Origin of the sequence: Marivita sp., from assembly GCF_051859345.1 — a bacterium.
Taxonomy (GTDB): Bacteria; Pseudomonadota; Alphaproteobacteria; order Rhodobacterales; family Rhodobacteraceae; genus Marivita.
Map to the genome: position 1 here is coordinate 1 of NZ_JBHYFV010000058.1, position 12,730 is coordinate 12,730.

12 protein-coding genes and 1 pseudogene are annotated in these 12,730 nt (G+C 62.0%); 7 read left to right on the plus strand and 6 right to left on the minus strand.

The window, feature by feature from the left end; genetic code table 11:
* The 3 genes from ACTIEN_RS20780 to ACTIEN_RS20790 form a co-directional block, all read right to left on the minus strand.
* Positions 1-933 (minus strand): SufD family Fe-S cluster assembly protein (locus ACTIEN_RS20780; protein WP_439525062.1); only part of this gene is annotated, 933 nt, incomplete at its 3' end.
* 22 nt (positions 934-955) lie between these two features.
* Positions 956-1,999, minus strand: a complete 1,044-nt coding sequence (locus ACTIEN_RS20785) for a cysteine desulfurase family protein (protein WP_439525063.1) — start codon at positions 1,997-1,999, stop codon at positions 956-958.
* 95 nt (positions 2,000-2,094) lie between these two features.
* Positions 2,095-2,553, minus strand: a complete 459-nt coding sequence (locus tag ACTIEN_RS20790; protein ID WP_439525064.1) for an Rrf2 family transcriptional regulator — start codon at positions 2,551-2,553, stop codon at positions 2,095-2,097.
* Positions 2,554-2,727: 174 nt separating this feature from the next.
* On the opposite strand from ACTIEN_RS20790, the gene ACTIEN_RS20795 reads away from it, so the two are divergent.
* The 3 genes from ACTIEN_RS20795 (at position 2,728) to ACTIEN_RS20805 (ending at position 4,438) form a co-directional block, all read left to right on the plus strand.
* Complete coding sequence (locus ACTIEN_RS20795) at positions 2,728-3,381, plus strand: alpha/beta hydrolase (RefSeq protein WP_439525065.1); 654 nt, start codon at positions 2,728-2,730, stop codon at positions 3,379-3,381.
* 11 nt (positions 3,382-3,392) lie between these two features.
* Positions 3,393-3,629 (plus strand): hypothetical protein, encoded by a 237-nt coding sequence (locus tag ACTIEN_RS20800; protein WP_439525066.1) that lies wholly within the window; start codon positions 3,393-3,395, stop codon positions 3,627-3,629.
* 65 nt (positions 3,630-3,694) lie between these two features.
* A complete protein-coding gene (locus ACTIEN_RS20805) occupies positions 3,695-4,438 on the plus strand; it encodes an SDR family NAD(P)-dependent oxidoreductase (protein WP_439525067.1) in 744 nt (247 codons plus the stop codon).
* A gap of 74 nt (positions 4,439-4,512) precedes the next feature.
* Here the strand turns inward: ACTIEN_RS20805 and lpdA are convergent, their stop codons facing one another.
* The 3 genes from lpdA to ACTIEN_RS20820 all read right to left on the minus strand — a co-directional run bounded on the left by lpdA (position 4,513) and on the right by ACTIEN_RS20820 (position 8,009).
* Positions 4,513-5,904: a dihydrolipoyl dehydrogenase gene (gene lpdA / locus ACTIEN_RS20810; RefSeq protein ID WP_439525068.1), complete on the minus strand. Its 1,392-nt coding sequence runs from the start codon at positions 5,902-5,904 to the stop codon at positions 4,513-4,515.
* Positions 5,905-6,071: 167 nt separating this feature from the next.
* Positions 6,072-6,530 (minus strand): DNA polymerase III subunit chi, encoded by a 459-nt coding sequence (locus ACTIEN_RS20815; protein WP_439525069.1) that lies wholly within the window; start codon positions 6,528-6,530, stop codon positions 6,072-6,074.
* Between the two features lie 3 nt (positions 6,531-6,533).
* Positions 6,534-8,009, minus strand: a complete 1,476-nt coding sequence (locus ACTIEN_RS20820; RefSeq protein ID WP_439525070.1) for a leucyl aminopeptidase — start codon at positions 8,007-8,009, stop codon at positions 6,534-6,536.
* 153 nt (positions 8,010-8,162) lie between these two features.
* Here ACTIEN_RS20820 and lptF point away from each other — a divergent pair, with 153 nt between their 5' ends.
* From lptF to ACTIEN_RS20840, 4 genes and pseudogenes are all read left to right on the plus strand, one after another.
* On the plus strand, positions 8,163-9,275 hold the full coding sequence (gene lptF / locus ACTIEN_RS20825; protein WP_439525073.1) for an LPS export ABC transporter permease LptF: 1,113 nt from the start codon (positions 8,163-8,165) through the stop codon (positions 9,273-9,275).
* Positions 9,272-10,366, plus strand: a complete 1,095-nt coding sequence (gene lptG, locus ACTIEN_RS20830; RefSeq protein WP_439525071.1) for an LPS export ABC transporter permease LptG — start codon at positions 9,272-9,274, stop codon at positions 10,364-10,366. Before lptF ends, lptG begins: the two co-directional genes overlap by 4 nt.
* Positions 10,366-12,519 carry an LPS-assembly protein LptD gene (locus ACTIEN_RS20835; protein WP_439525072.1) on the plus strand — a complete coding sequence of 718 codons (2,154 nt, stop codon included), beginning with the start codon at positions 10,366-10,368 and terminating at the stop codon, positions 12,517-12,519. The genes lptG and ACTIEN_RS20835 overlap by 1 nt, the downstream gene beginning before the upstream one ends.
* Positions 12,507-12,730: pseudogene (locus ACTIEN_RS20840) on the plus strand (peptidylprolyl isomerase); the annotation flags it as partial. The gene ACTIEN_RS20835 and the pseudogene ACTIEN_RS20840, both read left to right, overlap by 13 nt.

Sequence of the window (12,730 nt, forward strand, 5' to 3'; positions counted from 1 at the left end):
GTTGTAGATGCCGCCCTTGCCGTTCTCGTCACCCGGATACCAGTTCTGCACCGTGGAATACTTCACCTCGGCGTCTTCCTCGACGATGATCTCGACCACCGCCGCATGAAGCTGCGACGTATCCCGCTGCGGCGCGGTGCAGCCTTCGAGGTAGGAAACAAACGACCCCTTGTCGGCGATGATGAGCGTCCGCTCGAACTGGCCGGTATTCTCGGCATTGATCCGGAAATAAGTGCTCAATTCCATAGGACAGCGCACCCCCGGCGGGACGTAAACGAACGATCCGTCCGAAAACACCGCCGAGTTGAGCGTCGCATAGTAATTGTCCGACACCGGCACCACGGAGCCAAGATACTTCTTCACCAGTTCGGGATGATCCTTGATCGCTTCCGAGATCGAACAGAAGATGACACCTGCCTCTTTCAGCTCTTTCTGGAACGTCGTGCCCACGGAAACCGAATCGAACACCGCATCGACCGCCACCTTGCGGCCCTCGGCGGGCGCATCCTCGGCCCCTTCGACTCCGGCCAGGATCATTTGCTCCTTGAGCGGGATACCCAGCTTTTCATAGGTCGCCAGCAGCTTGGGATCGACCTCGTCCAATGACTTCGGCTTCACCTCCATGCTCTTCGGGCGGGCATAGTAATACTGGTCCTGGAAATCGATCTTGGGGTAATCGACCATCGCCCATGTCGGCTCTTCCTTCTGAAGCCAGCGTTCATAAGCCTGAAGCCGCCAATCGGTCATCCATTGCGGCTCGCCGTTCTTTTCCGAAATCAGCTTGACGATATCGGTGTTCAGCCCCTTGGGCGCATAGTCCATCTCGATATCGGTGTTCCAGCCATGCTTGTAGGCCCCACCCACCTCACGCACGGCATCGACAGTTTCCTGATCCACACCTTCCTTGACGGTCGTGTTGTCCAAAGCAGCCATGCTTGCACCTCTTTCGATTATCTCACGCAGCGCGTGCGCGGTGTTTTTTCCATTTGGCCTGCCACGTTTCGGCAAACCGCGTCACGTCATCTTCGGTTGTCTCCACCCCCAGCGACACGCGGATCGCGCTGCTGGCCGTGGCCTTGTCAAATCCCATTGCCGTCAGGACCGCACTGGCCTTGACCTTGCCGCTGGAGCAAGCTGATCCCGCGCTGATCGCGAACCCGGCCAGATCCATCTGCATCACCTGCGTCTCACCCTTCCAGCCCGGCGTTGCAAGGCATGAGGTGTTCGGCAGGCGCGGCATTCCTTTCCCGACAAAAATAATCTCTTTCTCGGCAGCCTCAATAGCTGACTCTAGAATGTTTCTAATTTCTTCAACCCGATTCCAGGCCCCCGCGTCCAGATCCCGCGCCGCCGCCGCTGCTGCAGCCCCGAATCCGGCGATTCCAGGGATGTTCTCGGTGCCGGAGCGGCGCCCCATCTCCTGACCCCCACCCTTGATCTGCGCCGCAATATCGGTGCCGCGCTTCATCACCAACGCGCCGATTCCCTTGGGTCCACCCAGCTTGTGCGCCGAAATCAGCGCCATTTCACAGCCAAGCCAGTTGAACGCCACCGGCACCTTGCCAAAAGCCTGAGTCGCATCCACCACCGCCACGCCCTGCGGCAGGTCCTGCAGGATGCCGGTCTCCGAATTGGCCAGTTGCACCGCCGATCGCGCAGGCTCCGTCACGGCCACCTGTCCGGCCTCATCCACGGCCAGAACCGGATCAATCCACGCCCGAACCGCATCATGCTCGACCTCGGACCCAAACAACCCACGCCCCGCACAGGCGAGCGCCGCCGCTTCCGTGGCACCTGACACAAACACGATATCCGCCCCATCCGCCCCAAAGGCCGTTGCCACCTGCGCCCGCGCCCGCTCCACCAGCGCCTTGGCGGCCCGCCCCTCGGCATGCACCGAACTCGGGTTTCCCACCACATCCATCGCCGCGATCATCGCGTCGCGCGCCTCGGCGCGCAGCGTCATGGTCGCGTTGTGATCCAGATACACCCGCCCCATTCAGCCCACCCACTGCTTCTTTGGGCTTGAAATACCTCGGGGGCTTGGGGGCAGAGCCCCCAACGGATCGGATTGGCGCAGCCAATTCGAAATCATCACTCATCCACCACGGCAAAAAGATTGGGCACCGCAGGGCACGGAGCCAGCGTGTTGCCCACCACGTCCGACAACCGTGTCTGGTGCAGAAACACATAGACATGCGCGGACAGCCCTTCCCACAGCCGGTTGGTCATGGATTGCGCGCGGCTCCCCGACAGACCACCCGAGGCACCGGCCCCCTTGTGCATCGCGTCCACGGTTTCATCCACCGCCGACAGCACATCCACCACCCGGATTTCGCTGGCGGGTTTGGCAAGGCGATATCCCCCACCCGGCCCGCGCACCGACGCCACCAGCCCCTCCCGGCGCAATTTGACGAACAATTGCTCCAGATAGGGCAAGGACACATCCTGACGCTGGGCGATATCCCCAAGCGTCACAAGCGTGCCTTCCGGCTGCAGCGCGATATCCGCCAGGGCGACCATCGCATACCGGCCTTTTGTACTCAGCTTCATGGCCGATTCCTCCAACGCTCCAGCGACGCAATTGACCTTGCAAGACCAATTGCCTATGTGCGGATAACCAAGTCGGGAATATCCCCGATTTAGAACCATTCTAAGAAGCCTGAGTGAAGCTGTCAAGAATAACAGACAGCCGCCCCAGTGCCCAAGCAGGAGCCACCAGCCACCATGCCAGAGGTGATTTTTCCCGGACCCGAAGGCCGCCTCGAAGGCCGCTACCATCCGCAAAAAGACCGCGATGCGCCGATTGCCATCGTGCTTCATCCGCACCCGCAATTCGGCGGCACGATGAACAACAAGGTGGTCTACAACCTGCATTACGCCTTCTACAACATGGGCTTCACCGTGCTGCGGTTCAATTTCCGCGGCGTCGGGCGGTCCCAGGGCGAATACGACCAGGGCATCGGCGAACTCAGTGATGCCGCATCGGCACTCGATTACCTCCAGTCGATGAACAACAATTCCAAACATTGTTGGGTCGCCGGCTTCAGCTTCGGCGCCTGGATCGGCATGCAGCTTCTGATGCGCCGCCCCGAGATCACCGGCTTCATCTCGGTCAGCCCACCCGCCAACATGTATGACTTCTCGTTCCTCGCGCCCTGCCCGTCCTCGGGCCTGATCATCAACGGCACCGGCGACCGGGTCGCGCCACCCACCGACACGACCTCGCTGGTCGGCAAACTGGCCGAACAGAAGGGCATCACCGTCACCCATACCGAAATCGAAGGCGCGGATCACTTCTTCAAGGAACCCCACATGGACAACATGATCGACCATGTGAGCACCTATGTGAAACGCCGCCTCACCGAAAACAGCCGCTAGGAACACGCGACATGTCGATGGTTCAGGAATTGGCGGAAAGGCTCGCCGACGACACGCTCAAGGCGATGAAGCATCTCGACGATGATCGCTTCTTCATGGAAGTCGCGGCGGAACTCGGGGCCGCCTCGACCACTCTGGAAGAAGCCTATCTGACCGCGATCCGAGTGCGGATGGCCGAACGCAAGGCCCGCGCCTTTATCCGCGCCCGGATCGAAGGCCAGAAGAAAGACGAAAACTTCGGGCGCTGACCACCGCCGGCGAGAGGTGTGCTTTGCACCTCGCGCGGACACCCGATTCAGCCTAGGGTGACATCATGTCAGACACATCGCATCAACGGACCCTGCTGCTCACCGGCGCAAGCCGGGGAATCGGCCATGCCACTGTCAAGAAATTCGCCGCCGAAGGCTGGCGCGTGATCAGCTGCTCGCGGCAGGCTTTTTCGCCGAATTGCCCCTGGCCCGGCGGGGAACGCAATCACATCCAGGTGGATCTCAGCGATCCGCAACAGACGATGGAAGCGGTGCGCATCGTCAAGGACCGGCTGGACGGTGGACGGCTCGATGCGCTGGTGAACAATGCGGGGGTCTCTCCCAAAGGGCCGAACGGAGAGCGGTTGAGCACGCTGGACACCGATCTGCGAGATTGGGGAAAAGTCTTTCATGTCAACTTCTTCGCTTCCGTTGTTCTTGGGCGCGGGTTGAAAGACGAGCTGGCCAGGGCGCAAGGCGCCATCGTCAACGTCACCTCCATCGCAGGCGCGCGGGTCCACCCGTTCGCCGGGGCCGCCTATGCCACGTCCAAGGCCGCGCTGGCGGCCCTGACCCGCGAAATGGCGCATGATTTCGGGCCTTTGGGCGTTCGCGTGAATGCCATTGCACCGGGCGAGGTCGAAACCAGCATCCTGAGCGAAGGCACCGACAAGATTGTCGAGAAGCTCCCGATGCGGCGGCTGGGACAACCGCATGAAGTGGCCGACGTGATCTATTTCCTGTGCTCGGACCAGAGCGCCTATGTCTCGGGCACCGAGATCGAAGTGAACGGCGGCCAGCACGTCTGACGGGGCGCGAAGATTATTCGTACGAATAATCTTTGGCCGCAGAATTTTCGTACGAAAATTCTGTCAACACCGTCCTAATAGTGAATGGCCCGGCCCCAGGCATCCAGCACTGACTCGTGCATCATCTCCGACAGGGTCGGATGCGGGAAGACGGCCTGCATCAAGTCTTGCTCAGTCGTCTCCAATTGTCGCCCGACGACATAACCCTGGATCAGCTCCGTCACCTCGGCCCCCACCATATGCGCGCCCAGAAGCGCGCCGGTTTTCGCATCGAACACGGTCTTGACCAGCCCTTCGGGTTCCCCCAGCGCAATCGCCTTGCCATTGCCGATGAACGGGAAGCGACCAACCTTGACCTCGAACCCCTTGTCCTTGGCCTGTGCTTCGGTCAGGCCGACACTGGCCACCTGCGGCTGGCAATAGGTGCAGCCCGCGATGCTGTCCGGCTCCACCGCATGCGGATGCCCGCCAGCGATCAGTTCGGCGACCATCACGCCCTCATGGCTGGCCTTGTGGGCGAGCCACGGCGCACCGGCGATGTCACCGATGGCAAACACGCCTTCGATTCCCGTGCGGCAATGCGGGTCGGTCACGACATGGGTGCGGTCCACTTTCACGCCCAACGCCTCCAGTCCCAGACCTTCGGTGTTGCCGACGATTCCAACGGCGGAAATCACCGTGTCGAACTCCTCTTTGGTGACCTGTCCACCCACCTCGATATGCGCGGTGACTTTGCCCTTGCCGCGATCCAGTTGCTTGACCATCGCCTTTTCGCGGATCGTCATGCCCTGTTTTTCGAACTGTTTCCTTGCGAAATCACTGATCTCGGCATCCTCGACGGGCAGGATGCGGTCCATCACCTCGACCACGGTCGTGTCGGCGCCCAGCGTATTGTAAAAGCTGGCGAATTCGATGCCGATGGCGCCCGATCCGATGACCAGCAGTTTTTTTGGCATGCGCCCCGGCACCAGCGCGTGTTTGTAGGTCCAGACCAGATCCCCATCCGCCTCCAGGCCCGGCAACTCTCGTGCCCGCGCACCTGTGGCAATAATGATGTTTTTCGCGCTCAGCTCTTCGGTGCCTGTGTCCGTCTTGACCTGCACCCTCCCCTTGGCGGGGATTGTCGCCTCGCCCATCACCACGGTGACCTTGTTCTTCTTGAGCAGATGCCCGACCCCGGACGCCAGTTGCTTGGCGATCCCGCGTGACCGTTTGACCACCGCCTCCAGATCATACCCGATGCTTTCGGCCTTGAGCCCGAATTCCTTGGCGCGGTGCATCAGGTGGAACACTTCGGAGGTGCGCAGCATCGCCTTGGTCGGGATACAGCCCCAGTTGAGGCAGATGCCGCCCAGGTGTTCGCGTTCGACAATTCCCACGTTCAACCCAAGCTGCGCGCCGCGGATGGCGGCGACATAGCCGCCGGGGCCTGCGCCGATCACGATCATGTCGAAGCTCTTGCTCATCGCCTGTTTTCCTCCCTCAAGGTCAGGTTCGAGGCAAAGCGTAGGCCAAAGCGCACAGGCCCACAATGGGAAGCGCGCAGGTCGGTCCGGATCGGCCCGAATGTTTCGCGCGCGAAACAATGGGTCAACGTGTATGACCGTTTAACCTTTTGTTAATCTGCGAAAAATCAGGCCTCGGCCTTCTTTTCCCATCGGCCTGATTCTTCGGACCAGTATTGCGCAGAACACCCCGCGCCGGTCAGGGTGCGCCATTGCCCGCGCGCAACGTCGACGGCCGCCGGATCGTTGCCGTCGAACAGCACGCAAACGCGTTCCAGCCTCTGCACCTCGTTCGACCTGACCTCGGCACCGTCCACGGTCATGAGGCATTGCGGGTTGTTTGCGGCCTCTTCTGCCACGGTCAGCAAGACGGGTTGCAGTGCGTCATGCCCACCGCCTGCAAGACCATGTGGCAGGAAGCCGTCCTCTGGCCCCAGCCACAGTTTCTGATCCAGCCAGTCCATCCGCGCCGCATCCGTTCCCCGCACCGCAACGCGCCAGCCGGCACCAAGCGCCTTGCCCAGAAGCATGGGCAAGGTCGCCTCGAGCGGCTTTTGCGTCAGGTGATAGAAATACGCCGCGCCCATCGGTCAGTCCCGTGTTTCAAACCGGTCAGAGATCAACCGGTCGAGCGCCCGCACACCCCATCCGGTAGCACCTTTGGGGGACAGATCCAGATCGCTTTTCACATGCGCAACACCGGCGATGTCAAGGTGAATCCACGGCATGTCGTCCTTGACGAACCGCTTGAGGAATTGCGCCGCCGTGACCGATCCGGCAGGCCGTCCGCCAATGTTCTTCATGTCTGCGACGGGCGATTTCAGCATGTCGTCATAAGCCTGCCCCAAGGGCATGCGCCATGCACCTTCCTGTTCGGTTTCCGCGGATTTCAGGAACGCACCGGCAAAGTCTTCATCGTTGGAATAGACAGCGGCCTTTTCATGCCCCAGCGCGATGATACAGGCGCCCGTCAGGGTGGCAAGGTCGATCATCGCGGCGGGTTTCTCGGTCTCCTGCGCGTGCCACATGACATCACACAGCACCAGACGGCCCTCGGCGTCGGTGTTCACCACCTCGATCGTGTCGCCTTTCATGGAGGCCACCACGTCGCCGGGGCGCACCGCGCTGCCGGAGGGCATATTTTCGACAAGCCCCACCATGCCGACCACGTTGGCCCTGGCGTTGCGCTTGGCAATCGCATGCATGACTCCAGAGACAACCCCCGCGCCGCCCATGTCCATGGTCATGTCTTCCATGCCGACGGCGGGTTTGAGCGAGATACCCCCGGTGTCGAACACAACGCCCTTGCCGATCAGAGCCAGCGGTGCATCACCTTTGGCCCCGCCGGTCCAGCGCATGATGACAACCTTGGAGGGACTGTCAGAGCCCTGGCCAACGCAGAGCAGCGCGCGCATGCCAAGTTTCTCAAGCGCCTTTTCCTCCAGCACCTCGACCTCGACCCCGAGATCGCGCAGGGCTTCAAGTCGGGTGGCGAATTCGGTGGTGGTCAGCACATTGGCCGGTTCGTTGACCAGGTTGCGGGTGAAATGCACCCCTTCGGCCACCGCGATGCGCGGGACGGCGGCTGCCTTGGCCTCGTCCGGTTTGGCGCACATCAGCGTTGCGGCACCCAGTGCGCTGTCTTTCTTGGTCTTGTGATCGTCAAACCCATAGCCGCGCAGGGCAAGGCCAAGGGCGATTTCCTCGGGCCGCCGGGTGCTTTCGACCAACACGGTCAGCGCTGCATGCCCTGCCGCAATCGCAAGTGCTGCGCCGGCCTTGCGGGCAAGATCGGCAGACGGGCGGCGGGACAGTTTGACCAGATCGACCGCTTCGGCTTCCAACCCGGCAGGCCAGCCAAGCGACATCACCTTACCCTCGGACAGCTTGTCCCAGGTCTCGGACGTGGTGGCGCGGGCGATGGCCCCTTTGGCCAAACGGTTCAGGCGACGCGCGCCTGCGGTGAGCTTGAGATCAGGGGTGACAAAGACCGCGATCCGGCCCGGGACGTTGCCCAGACCATCCAGATCGACCGGCTGAAACGAAAGTGCGCGAAGATCCGCCATGTTCTGCTCCGTTAGATGCGTTTGTCCTAGGGGTAGCGCTCGTGCGCGCGGTTGACCAGAGGCGGGTTTTACCCCAAACCCTAGGGGACAGGGCCGCCACGGCCCACTCTATATCGTATGAAGGGGTCCGCTGTGCCAAGATTCGACAGATACATGCTGTCGCAACTCATGGTCCTCTTTGGGTTCTTCGCACTGGTTCTGGTCGCGGTCTATTGGGTGAACCGCGCGGTGGTGCTGTTTGATCGGCTGATTGCGGACGGGCATTCGGCGGGCGTGTTCCTTGAATTCACCGCGCTGAGCCTGCCGGGTGTGATCATGCTTGTGTTGCCAATGGCGTCCTTTGCGGCGGCGGTCTATGTGACCAACCGGCTGATGGGTGATTCAGAGCTGACCGTGGTGCAAGCCACCGGGTACAGCCCGTGGCGTCTGGCACGTCCTGTGCTTTTGTTCGGGGTGATCGTGGCGCTGATGATGTCGGCGCTGACGCATTTTCTGGTTCCCGCCTCGGTGTCACAACTGAAGGAGCGCGAGGTCGAGATTTCGGGATCGGTGACCGCGCAACTGTTGCGGGAGGGCGCGTTCCTGCATCCCGGACCCGGTGTCACCTTTTTCATCCGCGACATCACCCCAGAGGGTGAATTGCGCGATGTCTACCTGTCGGATCGCCGACAAGACGATCGCGAAGTGACCTATACTGCAGAGCGCGCCTATGTCGTGCAGGGCGAAAACGGTCCGCGTCTGGTCATGGTCAGCGGGCTTGCCCAGACCTTGCGACTTGAGACGCGCAGCCTGTCGACGACGATCTTTCAGGATTTCACCTATGATATCAGCAACCTGATCGTGCAGACGCAGAACCTCAACCTGCGCCCACGGCATCTGGCGACCTGGGATCTGATCACGCGCCCTGCGGAAATGGCCGAATTCGTCGGTGTGCCGGTCTCGCGCATCAACGAGGAATTGCACGGAAGGTTTCAGCAGGCCTTGCTGGGGCTGGTGGCGGCCTTGATCGGGTTTTCGACCTTGCTGACTGCAAGTTTCAGTCGCTTCGGCGTCGGGCGGCAGATCGTGATCGCCATCTTTTTGCTGGTCCTCATAAAGCTGGTGGAAAGCGCCGTGACCGATCCGGCCCGGAATAATGCGATGCTCTGGCCCTTGACGTACCTGCCGTCGCTTGTCGGTCTTGCGATGGCGACCGGGCTTCTGCATCTGGCGTCGCGTCCGTTCAGAAGGCCGCGCGGCGCTGCGTTGGCAGAGGGGGCTGCATGATTCTGCATCTCTATTTCGCCCGGCGTTTCCTGTGGACCTTTCTGGCGATTTTCGGCATATTTTTTCTGTTTCAGGTCCTGCTTGATCTGGTGGAACAGATCCGGCGCCTGGACAGTTCAGTGAGCTTTGGCGAGGTGATGCAGCTGACGCTGCTCAACACGCCGGAAGGGATGTACCAAATCCTGCCTTTGGTGATGATCCTGTCCTCCATCGCCCTTTTCGTATCACTTGCGCGGTCGTCCGAGCTTGTCGTGGCACGGGCGGCGGGGCGTTCGGGACTGACCGCTTTGGTGGGTCCGTTGCTGGTGGCGGCGATCATTGGCGGGCTTGCGGTGGCGATGGGCAATCCGATCGTGGCCGCCACGTCGAAGGCCTATTCCGATCTGCGCGAGACCTATCGCAACGGCGGTACATCCGCCCTGTCCATCGGGGCCGAGGGGCTTTGGCTGCGCCAGTCCGACCCGCGTGGTCAGACCGTGATCCGGGCCGCGCGCGCCAACCCGAACGGAACAATCCTTTTTGACGTGATGTTCGTGGCCTATGCCGAAGACGGAGGCCCGGTGCGCCGGATCGAGGCCGAAGAGGCGAGACTGGCCGACGGTGCATGGACGCTGAGCAAGGCCAAGGCCTGGCCGTTGGTGGCGGGTGTCAACCCCGAGACCAATTCGGTGCTGCATGACGAACTGATCGTCGCCTCGACCCTGACCGAAGACAGCATCAAGGACCGCTTCGGGCGGCCTTCTGCGATTTCGGTCTGGGATCTGAGCGGCTTCATCACCGATCTGGAGGATGCCGGATTTTCGGCCCGGCGCCATGCGGTCTGGTTGCAGATGGAACTGGCGCGTCCGGTGTTCCTGGTGGCGATGGTGCTGATCGGCGCGGCCTTTACCATGCGGCACAGCCGGATGGGGGGCACCGGGATTGCGGTTCTGTCGGCGGTTCTGCTTGGCTTTTCCTTGTATTATGTGCGCAACTTCGCGCAGATCCTTGGGGAAAACGGCCAGTTGAACGCGCTTGCCGCAGCCTGGGTGCCGCCCTTGGCGTCGGTTCTTCTGGCCCTGGGGCTTATCCTGCGCCGGGAGGACGGGTGATGCTGCGGGTGATCCTTGCCGGCCTGTTCGCGCTTCTGATCACACCGGAGACGTCGCGCGCGCAGTCAGGTGATGTGGTGCTGCTGGCGGATCAGGTGCTTGTCCAACAGGGTGGTGATACGCTTGTCGCAACCGGCAATGTCGAAGCCCTGCATCAGGGCACGCGCCTGACCGCGTCAACGATCATCTATGATCGCAGCAACAACACGCTCGACATTCAGGGGCCGCTCCGGATCACGCAGCCCAATGGCGATGTGCTGACGGCGACGCAGGCGCAGCTGGATCAGGGGTTCCGGAACGGTCTGCTGGAAAGCGCGCGGTTTGTGCTGGACGAGCAGTTGCAGATCGCCTCGGCGCGCGCCGCCCGTGTTCAGGGACGCTACACCGCGATGAGCCAGGTTGCCGCCACCTCGTGCCAGGTCTGCGGCACCGAAGGCCCACCGCTTTGGGCGATCCGGGCCACACGCGTGGTGCATGATGCCGAAGAACGCCAGATCTATTTTGACAACGCGCAATTGCGGGTTCTGGGTGTGCCGGTCTTCTTCATCCCCCGGATGCGCCTGCCCGACCCGACGCTCGAGCGTGCGCGCGGATTCCTCATTCCCGAACTCAAGACCTCGACCTTGCTGGGATTCGGGATCAAGCTGCCCTACTTCATTCCCATCGGCGACCATGCCGACCTGACCCTGACGCCTTATGTGTCGCCGATCACCCGGACGCTGGAACTGCGCTATCGACAGGCGTTCCGCACCGGGGACATCTCCGTGAATGGGGCTATCAGCCGTGACAACCTGCAAAGCGGTGAGGCGCGCGGGCTGTTCTTTGCCGAAGGCGCGTTCCGCCTGCCCCGCGATTTCCGACTGTCCTTCGACATCGAGGCGGTGAGCGACGAGGCGTATCTCAACGACTACAACAGCGACTTCAAGAAAGACCGGCTGGACAGCGCGATCACCCTGTCCCGCACCAAGCGCGACAGCTTTTTCTCGACCGGGCTGATCCATTACGAAAGCCTGACGGATGGCGAAAACAACGCCACGCAGCCGACGATCATCGGCGATCTGCGCTACAATCGGCGGTATTTCCCGAAACGGATTGGCGGTGAAGTGCGGCTGGGGTTCCAGATACATGCGCATTACCGCTATTCGGACACCGATGTGGACGGCCCCGATGCCGACAGCGTGGTCGATGGCCGCGATGTCGGGCGCGCCAACCTGGACCTGAGCTGGCGCGACCGCTGGACCCTGCCGGGGGGGGTGCGTGCCGGAGTCCTGACGCAGGTCTGGGTGGATCATTTCCAGGTTGCACAGGACGCCGCCTCCGAGACCGACTACACCGAAGTCACCCCGGCCGCGTCGCTGGAACTGCGCTGGCCGCTGATCAAGCAGACGGCCTCTGGCGCGCGTGTCCTATTGGAACCGGTTGCACAGGTGGGCTGGATCGGGGGCGAACGCTCGGGTGTGCCGAACGATGAAAGCACACGAGTGGAGTTTGACGAAGGCAACCTTCTGTCGCTGTCGCGCTTTCCCGCCGCCGACCGGCGCGAACGCGGGCTGATCGGGGCGGCCGGACTGCGCTGGATGCGGCAGGATCCCGATGGCTGGCGCGCGGCGCTGACACTTGGCCGGGTGTGGCGCGACGATCCGGACGCCGATTTGTCGCGCTCTTCCGGGCAGGACAGCCAGACGTCGGATTGGCTGTTCGCGGGACAGTTTGCGCACAGGACGGGAATTCAGCTTTTGGCGCGCGGCCTGTATGACAGCGTCGAGACCCGGTTCACCAAGGCGGAAATGCGGGCCAACGTGACGCGGGACCGCTATGCGCTTGGCGCGTCCTATATTCTACTCACCACAGATTCGCTGGAAGACCGGGTCGATGCGCAATCGCAATGGCGCCTGAACGGGCGCTACAACATCGACCGCAACTGGACCGCAACCAGCAACACCCGCTATGACATTGCCGAGGGGCAGTTTCTCATGGCGGGTGTCGGGGCCGAGTACCGCAACGAATGTGTCGCGGTCAACTTTTCGGTCTCGCGCAGCTTTGCCTCTTCCACTAACCTAGAACCATCTACCGATTTCGGCCTGACCGTCGCGCTGACAGGGTTCAGCACAGGCGGCAGCGGCAAGGAGTACCGCCGTTCATGCAGCTACTGAACACGCCCATCCGCAAACTCGGCGCACTTGCGCTTGCAGCGACGCTGGCCCTTGGTCCGGTGTCCGCACCCGCCCAGAACATTTTTGCGCCCGTCATTCGCGTCAATGACAGCGTGGTGACCGCCTATGAGTTGGAACAGCGCGCACGCATGTTGACCGTGTTGCGCGCCCCCGGCAGTTCACAGGACCTGGCCCGCGAACAGCTGATCGA

Coding starts and splice junctions, on each gene's coding strand:
- ACTIEN_RS20815 (WP_439525069.1), bottom strand. CDS start 6,530: ATGGGCGCGGCGTATTTCTATCACCTGACGCAAAAGCCGCTCGAGGCG.
- ACTIEN_RS20795 (WP_439525065.1), top strand. CDS start 2,728: ATGCCAGAGGTGATTTTTCCCGGACCCGAAGGCCGCCTCGAAGGCCGC.
- lptF (WP_439525073.1), top strand. CDS start 8,163: ATGCTGTCGCAACTCATGGTCCTCTTTGGGTTCTTCGCACTGGTTCTG.
- lptG (WP_439525071.1), top strand. CDS start 9,272: ATGATTCTGCATCTCTATTTCGCCCGGCGTTTCCTGTGGACCTTTCTG.
- ACTIEN_RS20835 (WP_439525072.1), top strand. CDS start 10,366: ATGCTGCGGGTGATCCTTGCCGGCCTGTTCGCGCTTCTGATCACACCG.
- ACTIEN_RS20800 (WP_439525066.1), top strand. CDS start 3,393: ATGTCGATGGTTCAGGAATTGGCGGAAAGGCTCGCCGACGACACGCTC.
- ACTIEN_RS20805 (WP_439525067.1), top strand. CDS start 3,695: ATGTCAGACACATCGCATCAACGGACCCTGCTGCTCACCGGCGCAAGC.
- ACTIEN_RS20785 (WP_439525063.1), bottom strand. CDS start 1,999: ATGGGGCGGGTGTATCTGGATCACAACGCGACCATGACGCTGCGCGCC.
- lpdA (WP_439525068.1), bottom strand. CDS start 5,904: ATGAGCAAGAGCTTCGACATGATCGTGATCGGCGCAGGCCCCGGCGGC.
- ACTIEN_RS20820 (WP_439525070.1), bottom strand. CDS start 8,009: ATGGCGGATCTTCGCGCACTTTCGTTTCAGCCGGTCGATCTGGATGGT.
- ACTIEN_RS20790 (WP_439525064.1), bottom strand. CDS start 2,553: ATGAAGCTGAGTACAAAAGGCCGGTATGCGATGGTCGCCCTGGCGGAT.